At 34.7% G+C, this 19,855-nt stretch carries 11 protein-coding genes; 4 read left to right on the forward strand and 7 right to left on the reverse strand.

Features of this window, described 5'->3' with window-relative positions; translation table 11 throughout:
* Positions 1-66 precede the first annotated feature (66 nt).
* The 7 genes from E0F76_RS13135 to E0F76_RS13165 form a co-directional block, all read right to left on the reverse strand.
* Positions 67-2,487 carry a DUF4982 domain-containing protein gene (locus E0F76_RS13135; RefSeq protein WP_132006827.1) on the reverse strand — a complete coding sequence of 807 codons (2,421 nt, stop codon included), beginning with the start codon at positions 2,485-2,487 and terminating at the stop codon, positions 67-69.
* Between the two features lie 257 nt (positions 2,488-2,744).
* On the reverse strand, positions 2,745-3,059 hold the full coding sequence (gene rhaM, locus E0F76_RS13140; RefSeq protein ID WP_132006830.1) for an L-rhamnose mutarotase: 315 nt from the start codon (positions 3,057-3,059) through the stop codon (positions 2,745-2,747).
* Positions 3,056-4,099 (reverse strand): family 43 glycosylhydrolase, encoded by a 1,044-nt coding sequence (locus E0F76_RS13145; protein ID WP_246022060.1) that lies wholly within the window; start codon positions 4,097-4,099, stop codon positions 3,056-3,058. The genes rhaM and E0F76_RS13145 overlap by 4 nt, the downstream gene beginning before the upstream one ends.
* A gap of 86 nt (positions 4,100-4,185) precedes the next feature.
* Positions 4,186-5,763 carry a glycoside hydrolase family 43 protein gene (locus E0F76_RS13150; protein ID WP_132006833.1) on the reverse strand — a complete coding sequence of 526 codons (1,578 nt, stop codon included), beginning with the start codon at positions 5,761-5,763 and terminating at the stop codon, positions 4,186-4,188.
* A gap of 21 nt (positions 5,764-5,784) precedes the next feature.
* Positions 5,785-7,140, reverse strand: a complete 1,356-nt coding sequence (locus E0F76_RS13155; RefSeq protein ID WP_132006836.1) for a glycoside hydrolase family 28 protein — start codon at positions 7,138-7,140, stop codon at positions 5,785-5,787.
* 208 nt (positions 7,141-7,348) lie between these two features.
* The gene (locus E0F76_RS13160) at positions 7,349-8,869 is read right to left on the reverse strand and encodes a sialate O-acetylesterase (protein ID WP_132006839.1); all 1,521 of its coding nucleotides are present in this window, start codon (positions 8,867-8,869) and stop codon (positions 7,349-7,351) included.
* Between the two features lie 229 nt (positions 8,870-9,098).
* Positions 9,099-10,196, reverse strand: a complete 1,098-nt coding sequence (locus E0F76_RS13165; protein WP_132006842.1) for a T9SS type A sorting domain-containing protein — start codon at positions 10,194-10,196, stop codon at positions 9,099-9,101.
* A 601-nt stretch (positions 10,197-10,797) separates the two neighbouring features.
* On the opposite strand from E0F76_RS13165, the gene E0F76_RS13170 reads away from it, so the two are divergent.
* The 4 genes from E0F76_RS13170 to E0F76_RS13185 all read left to right on the forward strand — a co-directional run bounded on the left by E0F76_RS13170 (position 10,798) and on the right by E0F76_RS13185 (position 19,653).
* Entirely contained in the window at positions 10,798-14,454 is a 3,657-nt protein-coding gene (locus E0F76_RS13170) for a rhamnogalacturonan lyase family protein (RefSeq protein ID WP_132006845.1), read from the forward strand.
* A 66-nt stretch (positions 14,455-14,520) separates the two neighbouring features.
* On the forward strand, positions 14,521-15,657 hold the full coding sequence (locus tag E0F76_RS13175; RefSeq protein ID WP_132006848.1) for a hypothetical protein: 1,137 nt from the start codon (positions 14,521-14,523) through the stop codon (positions 15,655-15,657).
* A gap of 75 nt (positions 15,658-15,732) precedes the next feature.
* On the forward strand, positions 15,733-17,013 hold the full coding sequence (locus tag E0F76_RS13180; RefSeq protein WP_132006851.1) for a HupE/UreJ family protein: 1,281 nt from the start codon (positions 15,733-15,735) through the stop codon (positions 17,011-17,013).
* Between the two features lie 408 nt (positions 17,014-17,421).
* Positions 17,422-19,653 carry a polysaccharide lyase family protein gene (locus E0F76_RS13185; protein ID WP_132006854.1) on the forward strand — a complete coding sequence of 744 codons (2,232 nt, stop codon included), beginning with the start codon at positions 17,422-17,424 and terminating at the stop codon, positions 19,651-19,653.
* Positions 19,654-19,855: the final 202 nt, after the last annotated feature.

The raw sequence follows: 19,855 nt of genomic DNA on the forward strand, positions 1-19,855 counted from the left end.
TTTTAAATATACTTTTCGTTTTTTGATTATTAACAGCGAATTGAAACCCATTTACTATTTTTGAAGTTAGTTTGATTTTAAATTAATTTTACCCTTTTTCAGTCCTTTGCCAGTTACTGTTAATTCTATTTTTCCCGATGTTGCAGTGGATTGTACCAAGGCTACTAATTTCCCGCTGAATAATTTCATAGTAGGCAAATGAAATTGTTCTAAAGAAGTGGCATCTCCATTACAAGCAGCGCGAAAAGTTCCGTTTCCTGACACCGCAAATTGCAATTGATTAGTTGCTGTTGGACAAGGATTTCCCTTTTTGTCTACTACAGAAACGGTTACAAATGCTATATCTTCTCCATTGGCTTCAAGGGTATTTCGATCTGCTTCGAGTTTAATTTCATATGGTTTTTCGGCTGTATGAATTTCTTTTTCTGCAACTGGTTTTCCTTGGTTATCCAAAGCCACAACTTTAAGAGTTCCAGGTTCGTATTTGACATCCATCCACATCAATCGGTATCGATTTTGAGGAGTTGTATTGTTTTTTTTCTGAATTCCCATACTTTTTCCATTGACAAAAAGTTCGGCACTATTGTAATTAGTATAAACAAAAACTGGGGTAGTTTCTCCTTCTCTGCCTTCCCAATTCCAATGCGGTAAAATATGTAAAGTCTTGTCATTGGTTTTCCATCGGCTTCGGTACAAATAAAATCGATCTTTTGGCAAACCCGCTAAATCATTAATTCCAAAATACGAACTTCGAGAAGGCCATTTTTCGTCATAAGGTGTTGGTTCACCCAAATAATCAAAACCAGTCCAAACAAATTCTCCAATAACCCATGGTTTATCGTCTTGCAAAACAAAATCATCATCGGGAACATTAGACCAACTACAATATTCTAAATCATACGAAGAACATTGAAAATCTGGATATTGTTTATTTGGCCCTTTTACAACTGGAAATTTATAAATCCCGCGGGAACTCACTGTCGATGCCGTTTCCGAACCTAATATAAATCCTTGTGGGAATTTTTTAAAAGCTTCTTCATACAAAGGCAAGCGATAATTGAGTCCCGGAATATCTAATAGCGCTCCAAAACCAGATTCCATAGTCGCTTTAACCTGATCCATTCCTACCGTTACAGGACGCGTTGGGTCTTCACGATGAAAAATATCTTGTAATCTCTTGGCACGTTTTACACCCTCTGCACCCCATTGGTCTGGAACTTCATTACCGGAACTCCACATGACGATGCAAGGGTGGTTGCGGGTAGCATGAATCAAATTGACCAAGTCTTTTTCAACATCGGTATCAAAAAAACGATGGTATCCATTTTCTACTTTTGGCTTAGCCCATTCGTCAAAACTTTCGGCTAAAAACATAAAGCCCATTTCGTCACACAATTCGAGTTGTTCTAAGGAAGGCATATTGTGTGAACTACGAATGGCATCGCATCCCATATCTTTCAAAATCGTCAGTTGTCTGCGCAAAGCAGCTTTATTGATAGCAGTTCCAATTGGACCTAAATCATGATGCAAACAAACCCCTTTGAATTTTCGGACTTTGCCATTCAAACTGAAGCCTTTGTTGGCTTCGTACTTAATTTCTCGAATACCAAATCGGGTGTTAGACACGTCCTTTAGCATATTGCCAACATATATTTGAGTAACAGCAGTGTAGAGATAAGGGCTTTCAGGACTCCATAAATGTGGATTTCTGACCGCAATATTTTGTTCGAATTCCTTTCCGAAAATGAGTGCCGTTTCATTAATGGCCACTTCCTTTCCAGAAGCATCTTTTATTACGGTTTTTATTTGAAGATTTTCTCCTGTAACGGTTGTTTTGATATTCACTTTTGCTAATTCAGCAGTGACTATCGGTGTGGTAATAAATGTACCCCATTGATCGATACTCTCTTTGTTTTTAACTATCACTTTTACTTTCCGATACAAACCCGCACCGGGATACCATCGAGACGATGATTCTAGATTGGATAAATGAACGGCTAAGTTATTTTTGCCATTTTCATTGATTAAATTGGTAATATCAAAATAGAAATAATTGTAGCCATAATTCCATTCGCCTACTTTTTTTCCATTGAGAAATACTTTTGGTTCGCTCATAGCGCCTTCAAAAAGGAGAATTACTTTTTTACTTTTATCCAAATTGGGTACTGAAAATTGGTTGCGATACCAAGCCTCGCCTATGTAGGGAAGTGCACCAGTGCGACCAGTTTTTTCGGTGGCACTTTTTTCGCCGTTTTGAACAATGGCAGTTACTTGTTTGTCAATTTCCTTGTCAAAAGGTCCATAAATTGCCCAATCATGAGGCACAGTAACGGATTCCCATTTCGAATCATTGAAATTATTTTCAAAAGCATTTTCGTTTTTGCCCTTTTCGAATTTCCATCCTTTATTTAATTCAATAATAACTCTTTCTTGAGCATTTATTGATAAAGCAAATAATAAAATTATTGTAAAAAAGGAGTTCCTCATGGTTCTATTTTTTAAGGATTATTTTTTTAATTTAAAGTAAATAAAAATTCATGATAATTCGCTAAGCAGACTAAATTTTCAGCACACAACGTCTTATAAAAAATTTGCCGCGAATTACACGAATTGTCACGAATTCCTGTTTTAATTTTTAAAAAATTAGTGACAATTCGTGTAATTGCTACGCCTGTTCGCACTTTCAGGCTCGGGTCGTGATTGAAATATTTTTTTAGTATTAATAACGGACAGTTATAATAAGATTAATCTAAATGGAATACTTCTATTAAAGTTTTTGCAACAGGAGAATTGTCTGGATTGGTTTCCATAATATCTCCCATATAAGCCCACCATTTTTTTACAATGGGATGATTTGGCAAAACATCCATATCAAAATAGGCACTAATTTTTTGAACCGCAAATAGAATTAGCGTTTCTTCGTCTAGAAAAATGCTATAATCCTGAATGCCTGTTTCAGTAAGTAAACTAGCTAATTCTGGCCAAATTTCATCGTGTCTTTTTTTGTATTCCAGTTCAAAACCGGCTTTCAATTTCATTTTAAATGCGTTACGTATCATTTTATTCTTTGTTTTTTAGTTGGTGTTAATTTTATCGTTACTCGTTTATTTCTATCACAACTTATTTCGCCATTGCTATATTCTAACTCAGCTACTTGAATAGAGCTTCTTCTGGTTTCATAACTGTCAATTCCTTTGTTCTCAGGTGTTCGCCCAGGATGTGTAAAGTAAAAAACATAGGCTTTATCCCCTTGAACGATCACATCACAATGACCGCCAATCACTTTGTCATCTAGACCAGTTCCGGGAATTTGTAAAATATTATGTTCTTGACGTTTCCAATTTACGAAATCTTCCGATGAAAAAACACCTAAGCCTTTCCAAGAATCAATTATCATCCAATTATTATTTTTCCATCGAAATACTTTTGGACCTTCACCACGATCTTTTACCACTTTTTTTCCACTATCTGTCCAAGTATACAAGTCTACGCTGTCTGCATAATAAATGGATTTTCCTTCATTTTCATTGTTGTAATACATCCGCCAAGTGCCATTTGGCAATCGAAAAACGGAGGCGTCAATGCAGCGATCAGAAGCCAAGTTTAGTCTAGATTCAAATTTCCAATCGATTAAATTTTCACTGGTCAAATGAACAATGTAACGCGGATGATACCAATCTTCAAAAATACCTGGGACAATAGTCAAGTACATGTGGTATTTTCCATTGTTCTCGATGACTTCGGGCGCCCAATAAGTCACATCTTTTAGGGTATAATTTATTTTACAATCGGTTTTATACGTCCAATGCGCCCCATCTTTTGATTCGGCAATGCCAATGGGAGTTCCATGGACCCAACTTACTCCATTTCCCCCGATATTGGCTCTTCGATTGGTGTAAAACATAAACCATTTCTTCTCTTTCTTATTCCAAATCAAAGTTGGATCAGCAGCTCCATCGTATATTTTATCACGATATAAAGGTTTATCGGCGTTATTTTCCTCCATATTTTTTGGCTGGTTTTGACCAAAAAGAGGTAAAAAAAGATGGAATAATACAATAGCACCTACTATTTTAATTCTCTTATTTATTTTTTTCATATTTAATATCTAACCTTTTTCATATTTATAATAATTTCCATGGTTGCAAACCTCATTTTTAATGACGGTATTCTTTAATTTATAAACTATTTGACATCAAAGAAATCAAAATCGGCATACCCTTTAGACGGAAGTAAACTTGGACTAATATACGTGATTCCGACTTTGGCTCCAATCCATGTGCCCACTTGCGAAACATAACTTTTTCCGATAGAACTATAATTTTCACCATCTACGCTGTACAAATACTGATGATTTAGTTTATCGTCTACTTCGACTTTTAACCAAATGGTATTGGTGTTCATTGGTATACTTACAACCCGTGTTGGAATGACTGTTCGCGAACGAAGTTTAACGGCTTCAAAAAGAGTAAGATGGTTTGCTGTTGCCCCTTTTTCTAGACATAAATAAGTATAGGTGTTACCAGCTATGGTAAGTCCCGCACTTTCCCCTTCTTTCTCAGGATTAAATTGCAGTTTAGTTATTGCAGTAAACGAAGGAGCCGAAAACTTTTGAAGCAACACATTAGGCGCATGAAAAAGACTTCCACTATCCGTTATATTTGGTACTGCATTCAAGCGTAAAAATCCCTTTTTAATATCTAAATCACACCATTTTTTATCTGGTGCAGCTTGCCATTGCCATTGTAATCCTAAAACAGGAGAAGAAAAATCATCCGAAGTCTGTGGCCCTACTTTTGGATAACTTTTACCTACATTTGGTTTTTTGAATCCAAGTACGGGTTGCCCGGTGCCGTCATCGTCTTTATCTTCACCTATAACAGGCCATCCATTCTTCCAGATTGCTGGTTGTAGATGTACTATTCTTCCGTAGGCTCCTTTGGACTGAAAATGGATAAACCACCATTCTCCCGTTTGTGTCTCTACGAGTCCTCCTTGATGAGGCCCATTGATTGCGGTTTTTCCTTGACTTAGAACAATTTTTTCTTCATAAGGCCCATAAATATTTTTTGATCTAAAAACAGATTGCCAACCTTCCTCTACTCCACCGGCTGGAGCAGCAAAATAGTAATAACCGTCTCGCTTGTCCATAAATTTAAATCCTTCGAGCACAGGTTGTTTAATTAGATCCTGATAAATTATGACACCATCATCGAGCAGTTTTTTTCCGTCAGCAGACATCATATGCAAAATCGCTGGCCCTGCTCCTACCACTCCATGAATTAAATAGGCTTGCCCATCTTCATCCCAAAACGGACAAGCATCTTCCCAATTGGTTACTTTCTGAACAGTATTTAATTCCCATTTGGTTCGTGGATCTTTGGTTGTAGCCATAAAAAGACCGTCTTCGGGAGTACAGAAATACACATAAAAAACGCCTTTATGGTATCGAATTGAAGGTGCCCAAGAACCTTGTCCCGGCTGTACTTTTTCGTAGCGTTGCAACGGAAGATTATCATACACATAATTTATGATTGTCCAGTTTACGAGGTCTTTGGAATGCAATACAGGAATACCGGGTTGACAATTAAAACTAGAAGCAACCATATAATAATCGTCGTTTACTCGAATAACATCCGGATCCGAATAATCAGCGTAAAGTATTGGGTTTTTATACGTTCCGTCCCCATTATCGGGCATCCAAACTTGGCTTTTTACCGAAAAAGAGAATAAAAGCAATAGTAAAATACTATATTTTTGCATATAAATTGAATTGAAAATCAATTATTTAATAGTTACTTTATTGACTTCTTCCTGAATTAACCACAGACGATTGTCGTTTAATTCTGTTGTCGTTTTACAATTGATAAAGGATACCTCATCCGTGTGTCTTACATAATAGCCATGCGCATTAGTTTCTCCAAACTTGCTGCCTTCGGGATATTTACCATCGTATTCCATGACATTTTGGTTTGTTGCTGTTATGCCTCCTTTTACATTTAAATCCACATTTTCAAAAAGAACGTTTTGAATATTATGACCTTTAATTCCAGTTATAATTGATGGATATTGTTGAGTAAACTTTTCTCCCTTTATATTTTTAATATAAATATTTGATATTGTTCCAATTCGTGGATTTCTCTCAGGCACTGTTCTTTTTCTGTCTGCCAATAAAATAAAGAAAGCTTGACCACAATTGGTAATCGAACAATCTCTAATATTGATATTGTCGATCACAGCTCCATCCATTGATTCAATCACAATGGCCGAATTCTGAAAAGCATTTTTTAATACCAATTCAGAGATATCAAAATTCATGTAAGAACCTAAACCATCTGTTCCTAATTTAAAACAATTGCCTGCATTAACATTTAATTTATCGATAATGCATCTTCGAACAACGATATCTTTACAACCATATTCGCTACCACTTTTGAAACAAATTCCATCATCTTCCGACTCGATATAGCAATCTTCAATCAAAACTTTATGGCAGTCAACAATATCTATTCCGTCGCGATTTGGTGTTAGACTTCCCGTGTTTACTTTTAGGTTTTTAATAATGATATTATCCGATTCGATATAAACTTGTGTCCAACAAGCTGGTTTTATAAGGGTAATATTCGAAACAGTAATGTTTTTAGCCCTAACAAAAGCCAGAATAGAAGGGCGATCTTTTTCTGTTCCAATTTCTTTTACGTGCATCCAAGGTTCATAATCTCCTTGACCATTAATTGTTCCTCCGCCCGTAATAGTTACATTTTCGACTTTATTGCCATAAATTAATCTTCTTTGACAATCTTGTAGCATCCGATTTGGATACTGGGTTTTTATCAAATGATGGGGATAATCTTTTTCATCATCAGACTTAATTCCAAGAATTGTAGCTGTCGCATCAATATTCAATGTCATATTATTTACTAAACTCAGTTGCCCCGTAAGGAACACTCCATTTTTTAAAACTACTGTTCCACCTGTTTTACCACAAGCTTCAATCGCTTTTTGAATGGCTTTTTGATCATTTGTTTTTCCGTCTCCTTTTGCACCAAAATCAGACACATTATAAATGGGTTTTATTATTTGTGAACTGACGTTTTGAAGCGATAAAAATAACAGTGATACTAAAAAAAACTTATACATACTCAAGTGGTTTAAAAAATAGAACTAATTGTTTGAAATGATTGTGAAAAATCTTAAATTTAATAGTAACCCATTGGACGTTATTATTTTTTATTTTGATTTTTACTATTATTTTAAGTCTATCAAAGTTAATTTTATTGAATTATTAAACTAATATCAGGATTAATATGTTTTTCATTTTTTATAATTATATTGAAAATTATTATCCTCATAATTGATCCCAATCATTTGTTCGGAAAGGGGAAGCTGGTAAGTTTTCTTTATTGAACAAATTGGGTTCTGGGACTGCTTTCCAGGCAAAACGAACTGCAATTGGATTTTTTACTTTTGGAGAAGAAACTACAATCGTTTTTCCATCAATTTTGGCATCAGCTGGATAAAAAATTTGGTCTTCTCCTGCAATTTCAAATTCTTTCAAAAAGTCTCCGGTTTTTACTAATCCAGAATCAGCATAATCAAAAAATAATTGAATGCGATCTTTATTTATTTTCATGTGATTATAAATCGGCCCAGAAAAAACTAAATTTGGCTCATTATAGTTTTTAGCACGAGCTAGTAAAGCCAATCGATGTCCCACGGTTTGTTTATCGATTGGATGAATGTTTTTGGCATCTCCTACATCAGTTGTCACTACCATTCCCGAATTAGATACGGTTTTCAATGCCATAAGCTGTGCTTCCCTTATGTCAGGATTTTGACTCCTATGTGGCGCTATTTGAACATAATAAAACGGAAAATCACCTTGTTTCCAATCGGCTCTCCAATTTTTAATCATAGCTGGAAATAAGCTACGGTAGAGATAAGGTTGATCGGCATTGCTTTCTCCTTGATACCAAATTGCCCCTTTTATGGTATAATTAATCAAAGGGTGCAGCATCGCATTATACAACACATAGGAAGTTTTATTGTCTTCTTTCCTAGGTTTTTTTATATCACTTTTAGACAAATCATTGTTGTTGGCGATTCGTTCTTTTTTCAAATTTAAATAATAGTTTTCCAGCTTTTCTTGGTATATTTTTTCATTCTTGGCATCGTTTTCAAGAATGGGTAAAAAATCTGGATTTCCTTCTAAAACCTCTTGAGAAGTCCATGCTTCCGCTTTCGTCCCTCCCCATGAAGTCGAAATTAGACCGATAGGAACATGTAGTTTTTGATATAAATCTCTTCCAAAAAAATAGGCTACAGCCGAAAAGGATTTGATGCTGTTTGGTGAACATTCTTGCCAGTTTCCTGTAACATCATATAATGGTTTTGGAGAAGCAGTAGTCAATACTGTAAATAATCTAATATTTGGAAAATTGGCGTTATCAATCTCTTCTTCATAATTTTTCACTCCAGTTTTCCAATTATTTTCGACTCTGCCAACAGGGAAAAACATATTGGACTGACCGGAGCAAATCCAAACTTCGCCAATAAGAACATTATGTAAAATAATTTTATTTGTTGCTTCGATGGTGATGTTGTATGCTTTTTCGCTGCCTTGAGGAGTATCTACAGCTACTTTCCAAGTTCCTTCGGAATTTGCAGTAATTTCAATAGGACTATTTTGCCATCCCAGTTGAATGTTTATCTTTTCATTTGGCGATGCCCATCCCCATAAATTTACCATTGCATTTTGTTGTAAAACCATATTATCACCTACTAGCGAAGGTAGCTTTACTTGAGCGATTACAGCTTGTTTTACAACCAAAACAAGAATAATTAAAAGGATTTTTTTTATGTCTATCATTCATATGTTTATTTATTGTTATAAAACTTTTAAATGTAAATGAGTTGAAGATAATAAGTATCCTGTGCTTTCCTGTATCGTAGGATGTCATTAATCATTAAATTTTAATCAAATGTTTTTGGTATAAGTGATTTTCCCAAGTACCGATTCGCTCAACAATCTGGTTTTAAAACAAAAAAAGAGTTTCATTTTACAATGAAACCCTTTTTAAAATTAAATTTTTAGTAATTTATTTCACTATCACTTTTTTAGTAGTTGCTCCATTTTCAGTTTGTACTTTTACAATATAAATTCCAGAAGATTGATTCGATAAGTCTACAGAATTTGTATGACTAGCTGATACTACTTGTTTTCCATTAGAATCAATAACCGAAATCAATTTTACAGCAGAAGGACTATTAACATTGATTTTACCACTAGTTGGGTTTGGAGAAACTGAAATAGTATTGTCTAAAGTATTAGCATCAAGTCCTAGATTAGCTTCGGCAGTAACATTTGTCATTGCTGGTACCGCTACAATGGGTGGAGTAGCTGTCGCATCTCCTGCAATAGCAGGTACTACGGTAACAACGATATGTTTGCCAACTCCAGGAATAATTTTACCCGCAGTAACATAACCGTCTACAAATGCTTTTTGATCATTAGTAAAAACTAAAGTTCCTCCGTTAATTGTCATAGAACCCGTACCAGTACGTGTAGGCTGTTCTTGAATTGCTAATGCTGCGACACCTAGTTTTGAAGAACTTGTTTTTAAGATACCTCCATTAAGATTCACAGTTCCAACGGCATAATAGCCTCCAATAATTATTGCACCACCGTTAGAGCTTTGATCTACAGATACTAATCCACCATTAATATTTAACACACAGTCGCCTTTTTCAGAAATAATTAAAGCATTTTTTGCATTTAGATTTCCACTATTTACAGTTACTGTTGCAGGATTACTTAATACACCTAGATTCAGATTGCTTCTAACATTTAGATTACCACCATCGACAATTAATGTACCACCTGTATAGTTCGCCACAGATGGTGTAAGTGTGCCTTTGATATTTATACTACCACCTGCATTTATCGCTAGTGTAGTACACGTTGCAGTTGTTGCGCTACTTAGTATAGGATTATTGGTAGCTGGATTAATAACCACCGCAGATGCAGATGGAACAACTCCAGTATCCCAGTTTGTAGCAGTAGCATAATCAGTATCAGTTGTTCCTGTCCAAGTTTGAGCATTGATGTTTATGGTTGCCATAAATCCAAATGCACAAAACAGTAAAGCCCTATTTTTTGTTAATTGGTTAATTTTAAAAGAGTAGTTTTTTTTCATTTTGTTTTTTTTAAGGATGATAAATAGATTAAGATAATTGATGTTTTTTTTTAATTCTGTTTTAAATAGACGTGAAATGATTTAAAAAATAACATATTCAATAAATATTTCGTTAAAATTTCAATATCAAAAATATTTAATTGCTATTTTATTAGTATCCTGTACTATCCTGATTAATTAATTATCAAACAATATAAGAGGTACAATACTTCCCATTTATCTAGTGTTTGTTAATGATTAAAATTTCTTAAAATTGATAATTTAACACTTATAAAGTATTATAGGGTTCCAATTTGAGGGTATTTCATTAAGATTTGCCTTATATAATTTCGTAACAGTATCATTTTTATATTAAATTCAAATTCCTAATACTTATTAAATCGTCAAAAAGTCTAACCAATTATTTCAAATAAACAGTTAATTTATATTATCTTAATCCTTATGAAATTTTAAAAAGATGGACAGGATTGTACAGGATACTATTTGAAAATTAACCTAATAATTTTGAAATATATAATTTAAACTTATTTTAAATAAAATAAGTTTAATGAATCTCCCCACAAAAATTAAATTATTCTAATTGTTACCTATAAATCATTTTATGAAAAAACAACTCCTTTTTAATTTTTCTAATTTTATTTTCCAGAAAACATCTTTTGGGATTGCTGCTTTAACTGTACTAATTCTAATGAATACACAATTCACACTTGCTCAGCAATGGAATGTGATAGGACAAGAGAGTGACGTGTCAGCTTTAGCTACTTCCAACACTTCTATTGCCGTTGTGAATAATGGAGTTAATTTTACACCTTATGTCGTTTATACGGAAAGTGGAGTACTCAAAGTGAAGAAACGATTGAGCGATGGTACTTGGACACAGCTTAGTACAGATTTAGCCTCTAGTGCTACTTATTCACAAATTTATGCCGATCCGACTGGTAATTTATATGTTGCTTATATTGATCTCTCTGCTGGTTCTAAATTAGCAATAAAAAAATATGATTATATTGCCGGGACATGGGATGCCTTAAATCCTGCAGATAGTAATTCACTTTATGTTTCAACTGGTAACGTAAATCAAGCAAGTACTAAGTTTTCAGGACAGCGTTTCTCCATCGCATTTGATTCATTTAATACGCCTTATGTTGCTTTTTCTGATGTTGGTATGATCCCTTATGTTAAGCAATTCAACGGGACTTCATGGGTAACTGTAGGTACTGGTCCTGCAACTGCTGGTCTTGCTGCATTACCAAGCTTAGCAATTGACTCTACTGACAAACCTTGGTTAGTCTATTCTAGCGTAACTGGAACAGGAGACACTACTGGAACTTTGGCCCTTTTTAGTTTTAATGGTACTGTATGGACTGAAACCATAAACCCTACTCCTATTAGTAATATTCGCCAAGTATGCATTGCTAATTATGGCACTAACAAACTATATTTTGCAATGTTTGATATCAACAGTTCGAACAAAACTACTGTTATTTATTATGATAAAACAGCAAATACTTGGAGTAGCAAATCAATTCTTTCTTCAAGAGATGGACAATATATCAGCCTAATCAATGATTCTGTAGGTAATGTATATTGTTCTTATATAGACAAATACAGTGGATCTTCTTATTTACAAGTAGCCAGAGTACACAAGTTAGAGAAAGAAGGCAGCACTTGGACAGAATTGTTCGATGTCACTGCCGCACATGGCATTGATGAACCAACAGGAAACGTTTCCATTGCCATAGGAAGCGCACCATATCCCTATGTTGTCTATACTAAGACAAATTCAAGTAGTGTAACGACACCTATTGTGAGAGGGTTTGTTCCTGCTCCTCCTCCAGCGGTCCTTACTACAAACGCAATAACTAATATTACTACCACAACTGCTGAATGTGGTGGTAACATCACCTCCAATGCTGGACAGGCAATAACAGAAAGAGGTGTTGTTTATAGCATTTCTAATACAACTCCTACTACAGCAAACACAAAAGTTGCAGCAAGCTCAGTTGGGACAGGAAATTTTTCGGTAACACTTTCAGGACTCACACCTACAACTTTATACTATACGAGAGCTTATGCTATTAATAGTGCTGGTACTTCTTACGGAGAGGTGGTTAGGCTGAACACTCTTGTTGTGCCTGATGCTGTAGTTACTACACCTAGACAAGTGGAGTTTTTAACGAGAGGCCTTGTGGCGGTTCGCAAATCTACTACTACTGTATATTTAAGCTGGCGAATGCTAGGAACAGATCCTTCTAGTGTTACTTTTAATGTGTATCGCAATGGGGTAAAGATTACGACATCGCCAATCACAAATTCTACTAATTATTTAGATACTAGTACTGCCTCAAATGATAACTATAGTGTTACATCGATTGTTAACGGAGTCGAAAGCACACCTTCTATTCCTGTATTTGTGTGGGCAAGTAACCAAATGACAGTTCCTATTCAGATACCAGTTGGCGGTACCGTTCCCGATGGACGTTCGTATACCTATGAAGCTAATGATGCTTCTGTGGGTGATGTAGACGGAGATGGAATCTATGAAATTATATTAAAATGGAATCCTACTATTGTAAATGATAATGCAGGAGGATATAGTGGTAAACAAATCTTTGATTGTTATAAACTTGACGGTACTTTATTGTGGAGAATTGACTTGGGAATCAATATGAACGCAGGACCACATTATAATCAGTTTATGGTGTATGATTTTGATGGTGACGGTAAAGCCGAGATTATTTTAAAAACGGCAGACGGTACAGTAGATGGAACAGGGGTAGTTATTGGTAATTCAACGGTTGATTATCGCAATTCTTCAGGTTGGGTACAACAAGGACCTGAATTTCTAACTGTTTTTAATGGATTAACAGGTGCTGCTATGTCAACTGTTACCTATCAACCATCACGAGATAATGTAGCAGACTGGGGGGATAATTATGGTAACCGTCAAGATCGTTTTGTATCTGCAGTAGCCTATCTCGATGGAGCAAGACCTAGTTTGATAGTAGGTCGTGGGTATTATAATAGATTAACTCGTGCAGCTTATGATTGGCGTGATGGACAACTTACGATGCGTTGGAAATTTGATAGCAAAGATACTAGCGACCCTGGAAATGAAGCTTTTTCTAGTCAAGGAAATCATCAAATGCAAATAGGCGACGTAGATGGAGATGGAAAAGATGAGGTAATTAATGGTTCTAGCGCTGTAAACGATAATGGTAAGCGTCTTTGGACGTATGGCATGGGACATGGCGATGCCTTACACATGACTGATATGGATTTAGATCTTCCAGGACAGGAAATTTGGATTAATCTAGAATCTCCAAGTAATTATACACCATTGGGGCTTAGACAATACGATGCCAAAACAGGACGTACTAATTGGGGAATTGCTACAGGAACTGATGATGTAGGACGTTCTATGGCTGCAGATATCGATCCTAACTATAAAGGATATGAAATGTGGGGCTCTTCAGGAGGGAATGTTTATGATTCAAAGGGAAATTCGATAAGCACATCTGTACCTTCTTATAATTTTGGAATATGGTGGGATGGCGATCTTGGACGTGAACTTTTAGACAGAACGTATATAGATAAATGGAATCCAACCACTAAAAGTGCAGGACGTTTGTTTACTATTTATCAATCAGCTCCTATTTCATCTAACAATAGTACTAAAAGTAATCCTTGTTTAATGGCTGATATCTTTGGAGACTGGAGAGAAGAAGTAATATATAGAAGATCTGATAATACTGGACTTGTTATTTTTACTACAAACACATCTACCAATTACCGTATTCCCACATTGATGCATGACACACAATATCGTACTGCTATAGCTTGGCAAAATTCTGCTTACAATCAGCCGCCTTATCCTAGTTATTATATTGGGTATGATATGGCTACTGATCCTACAACAGGAAACGTTATAACACCTACACCCAATATTTATGTTGCAAAGACTAATAGTTTAGGTTTATCGCCTACCAATGGAGAGATCTCATCATCTGCAATTAAGGCGTATCCGAATCCAACTTCAGGTTTGTTTTCATTACAATTGAATAGTTTGGAATCTGGAAAAGCAAGTATAAAGATTGTTGCTTTGAATGGACAAGTTGTTAAACAACGTGATGTTTTACTAACAGGGAAAAATCAAACTGTTTTGTTTGATATTTCTGCTGAGGCATCTGGAGTGTATTTGTTAAAAGTTACGTCTAAAGAAGGTGAAACTACTCAAAAAATCATATTACAAAAATAAGAGTTATATAATAAGCAAGGCGGCCTGTTCTTCAAAGGAACGAGCCGCCTTTTTTAATAAAAAAAAATGAGATATATTTTAGTTTTAATATTGGCCTATTTTGCACCATCATTCATGAATTCTGGGGAAATACTCGCTCATATTAGTAAGATAATTTATCTTCAGGGCAAAGTTGGAGAAAGGACTTTAGTTATTAAAATGATGTGTTATGATGAATCTCCTATTAGAGACATGACTTATTTTTTTGATGATGCCAAAAAAGATTGTTTTTTTAAAGGCAGGATTATGGGTAATGCTTGGCGGTTCTATCCAGAATCCGTAGCGGCGAACAAAGCTTTAGAAAATAAAGAAGAGTTATTGATTGCTGAAAGCAAAAATGGCTTTTGGAAAGGGTATTGGCTTGATAGTTCAGGTAAAAAAATAAATATTAATCTAAATCCGATACTTAATATCCCCACCTCTAAATACAATTATTTTTCACAGATGAATGATTTTGATTCGTATGAGGCATACAAGATTTCGAAAATTAACCTGACCAAAACTAAAACAGCTAAAACGTTAAAGAATGTTTCAATTGATTGGTTCTTGGAAAAAGAATCGGGAATTTCCTTTTTTAGATTGCGAAGTTTGAATAAGAATTTAAAAGTAGATAGTTTAAATGTTGCTCTTGAGACGATGCACTTAGCACTTCTACAAAACTATTATCATCTGAAGCCCGATAGAAAAGAGTTAATAGTATCAACTGAACTTCTGTATTTGACAAAGGATTTAATTAGCTTTAAAATTATTTCGAATAGTATTATTAAAGGACAAAATCCTTCAAAGTCACAGCAATTGGTTACACTGGATATTCAAAGTGGAAAACAGATTGATTTGGAAAGTCTAGTATGGTTTGGAAAAAAGACAGCTAAGAAACCTTCTGCAAATGATGTTCAAGAGACCTTTGAGTATAGAAAGTATGTTTTTGCGTCTAAAATATTTTCGATGTTGAAAACTCTTTATCCAGATAAAATGAAAAACACGGTATGTGGTTTAAATAAAGTAGATACATGGGCAATACCTGCATATGCGGTAACGAAGAAAGGATTGCTATTAGGTTTTTTTCCTTCTGGAAATTGCAGCATTCTTGATTGGGCAATTATTCCTTATAAGTCCCTTACGCCGTATTTAGAAAAAAAATACAGCTTAACTGCAATGAATTAAAATGCCTAAATGTTTCTAATTCCAATTTTTATTAAAATTTACATCAATTAATTAATTACGACGCTTAAAGTTTATATGTACAAAAATAAAATTATAGGTTTACTCGTATTGCTATTTTTTTTAGGACAAGGTACGGCAATAGCACATGCTTTACCCGATAGTAAAGCACAACTTATCGTTGAAAAAGATCAGATTTTAATTAAATTCAGCTCTCCATTAGAAATAATAGAGACCGCTTATAAAAAATCTATTTCGCTTCAATCGCTAATGGAGTTAAACCATTTAAAACAGTATTATTTAAAACATATTCTGGTAACCGATTCCTTACGTAGTTCATGGGACGTAAGTGTAGCTTCAATATTAATTAATGAAAACGAAGATCCTATTGTGGGCAAATACAAGCAAGTTATTGCCTCGATATATCTTAAACCAAGTAATCGTAAAAGTCTGAGAAATTTTGATCTTTATTGTGATATTATACTTCATCAAATCCCAACTCAGTCTATTTTGTTTTCCGTAGAACAAGATTGGCAAAAAGGAATTGCACCCGAAAATTCCAAACAAATAGGCGTAATCGCGTTCGATTCTCAAATGGGAATAATACCTCCTTTAAAGATACAATTGGGACATGGAACCTGGTTTACGGGTTTTAAAAGTATGGTACAATTAGGAATGCAACATATTAAAGAAGGAACAGATCATTTGCTGTTTTTGCTTGTTTTATTATTACCAGCTACACTTGTAGTACGCCATAAAAAATGGGGTGGCTTTGGAGGTGTAAAATATAGTATTGTCGGTTTGCTAAAAATAGTGACTGCTTTTACAATTGGGCATTCGCTTACTTTATTGATCGGTGCATTGGGCTGGTTGCATTTACCTTCGCAACTAGTTGAAGTGCTGATTGCCTTTTCTATCTTAATTTCGGCTATACATGCCATTTACCCTCTTTTTCCTGGGAAAGAAGTTTATGTTGCGGCTGGTTTCGGCTTGGTTCATGGCTTGGCTTTCGCAAGTATTCTAGTAAATCTCAATCTTGATATAAATGCTATGGTTTTGAGCATATTAGGTTTTAATATCGGAATCGAATTGATGCAACTTTTTGTTATTGGCATTACTGTTCCGTGGATTATTTTGCTAAGTCAATCTTCAATATACCAATATGTGCGCAACCTTTTGGCAGTTTTAGCAGGAATAGCAGCACTAGCTTGGATTAGTGAACGGATTTCAGGACATTCAAATTGGATCGCTGTTTTTATATTAAAAAACACTCAATATGCTCCATTAATAATAGGAATAGTAGCGATTACTGCTTTACTTATCAATTTTGGACAACGAATTAAAGTTGAAAAAAGATAATTTAAACCTTCTGAAAGCAATTCATTTTGAATTTTTAAAATTGTTTTTTTATTAAAATTTCAAAATAAATGCTACTCTTTCAAGCGCAACTTATCGGCTAAGTTTTTAATTTACTTAGAGGTAAAATCCCAAATAACAAAGAAAATTGATAGTAATATTGATTAAATGCATGAGATATTGATAATTACATGTTTATATTTTTTTTATGACAAAATACATAAAGAAAGCAGGATGAGACAGGATACTCTTTGACAAGTATTTAAATAATTTTGATATCTATAAATTAATCTTCATTTTTTTAAGAAATAAACTTTAGACTTTATCAATTGTACACCAAATATTAGCTGTTTAAAATTAATTTTAAACAAAGGACATCATAAAATTTAATTTTTAAATAATAACCATATTATGAAAAAACAATTACTTTTTGATTTTACAAAGTTTCTTTCCAGAAAGATTTCTTTTAGAATTACTACTCTTCTTATTTTTTGCATGCTAACAGTACAGCTCTCTTTTTCAAAAAACAATAAAACTGTTGTTTTAGATCCAAGTGACGTTATTGTTGTTGATAATGGCACCACAGTGAATTTGAAAAACGGAATTGTAAATGCTACAATTACTAAATCAAATGCAGCTGTTACCAGTCTTATTTATAATGGCATTGAATTAATAAAAGGAGGTTATAATGGTGGTTCGATTTATTGGAGTTGGAATATGTCTAGTTATCAAAATCCATCAGGATGTACCTATTCTTTAATTACAAATCCTTCTGGGAACAATTTTGATTCTGCTGAAATAAAGCTGCATATGACCTGGAATGGTTCATCAAGTACAGCAGCTATGGATGTAGATGTTTACTATTCGCTTCAGCGTAATGTTTCTGGATTGTATGCAGCGGCTACTCTGACGCACCCTACCTCCTATCCAGCAAATCCTGGTGGAGAATGGCGTATGTCTAGCTATCCCAATCCAAGATTTGATTGGTTGAGTGTTGATTCATTGCGTAATCTAATTATACCATCTGGCTCAGCCTCAACAGCTGCTGTTGCTGGTGCACCTCCAGAAAATTATTTGATTACATCGGGACCTTTTAAAAATAAATATGAATGCAAATATGACTATAGCGCTGATTTTGGAGCCATTGATACTTGGGGATGGAGCAGTACTGCTGATAATGTAGGCTTATGGGTTACGGCTCCAAGTAAAGAATATTATCCAGGTGGTCCAATGAAGCGTGAACTCATGTGCCATTCAACCCCTGTTTTGTTGAATATGCTAGGAGGAACTCATTATGGGCAGGGCACTGAAACTGCTGTTGCTGCCGGTGAAGATTGGCAAAAAACCTATGGTCCATTCTTGATTTATTGTAACAAAGTACCAGCAGGCACAGCTAATGCCTCCCTCACTTTGTGGGAAGACGCAAAAGCTAAAGCCAAAACGGAACAAGAAGCATGGCCTTTTAGCTGGCATAATAATTCGGCTTATACAAAAGAAAGCGGACGTGGAACAGTTACAGGTAAATTAGTAATCAATGACACTGGTAATCCCAATGCATCGGCAGCTAATACATGGGTTGGACTTGCTATACCGCCAACCGGAAGTGGTAATGTTATTAATTTTCAAGCATGGAGTAAAAATTATCAATTTTGGGTAAAAACAGATTCTAATGGTAACTTTAGCATTCCGCATGTATTACCAGGCACTTATAGCTTATTTGCCTTTGGTCCTGAAGCAATTGGACAACTTTCTTTGTCAAATTATACAACGGTAACGGCTGGCAACACAAACGCTTTAGGAATGGTAAATTGGACTCCAACACGAGTTGCACCAACAGTTTGGGAAATGGGAACTCCCGATAGAACTGCTTCAGAATTCAAACATGGAACCGATTGGTGGACCAGTAATACCTATCCCAATCCAAATTGGGCAAAATTCATGGATTATATCAGTGAATTTCCAAATGATGTAGACTTTACCATAGGTCAAAGTAATTTGGCCACTGATTGGAATTTTGTACAACCTAGCAGTACTAATGTTCCTATTTCAAATCCAACATGGAATGTAAACTTTAATTTAGATACTGCTCCAACAGTAGGATCAACTGCATCTGTATATGTTGCATTAGCTACTAATAACAGTGCTGCATTGATCCTGAATGTAAATGGTGTTAATGTAACTTCGCCTTCAACAGGGATGATTCCTGGTAATGCTACTAATGCTATGATTCGTAAAGGTATTCATGGTGCTTTCGCAGAAGTTCGTTTTAACTTTCCTTCTAGTAATTTGAAATTAGGAGCTAATACAATTAGCTTTTCAATACGTAGAGTTGGTGGAGCAAGCAGTGGTGAAGTTATGTATGACTACCTTAGATTAGAAGCAAGTGGAACCACATTGACAGTTGATTCCTTTGAAAAATTAAATTTTATAAAAGCGTATCCAAATCCAACAAAAAATAGTGTGACGCTAACTATACCTGAAACTTCAGTTTTACAGAAAATAGAGGTGTACAATAATTTAGGGCAATTGATGGCTAAAGAATCTAAAAATACAGTATCACTTGAGAAATTAGATAGCGGTACTTATTATTTCGTAATCGTAACATCTACAGGGACCTATGTTAAAAAGATTATTAAACTATAATCTATTTTTTTAAGGCCGTCGATAACTCGTATCAAATGGTGTAGAAATGTATATCATTGAGAAAAGTTAGCAACTAATCGAAAAGTTAATTTTGAAAAACTGATATAACATTAAATAAAATAGTAAACAGCAGTAAATTTTTCTGCTGTTTTTTTATTTAGTAAGTTCAAATTTTAATGTGGCTTACTTAAAACTGTTGAAC

It is taken from the genome of Flavobacterium cellulosilyticum, assembly GCF_004349355.1.
Taxonomy (GTDB): Bacteria; Bacteroidota; Bacteroidia; order Flavobacteriales; family Flavobacteriaceae; genus Flavobacterium; species Flavobacterium cellulosilyticum.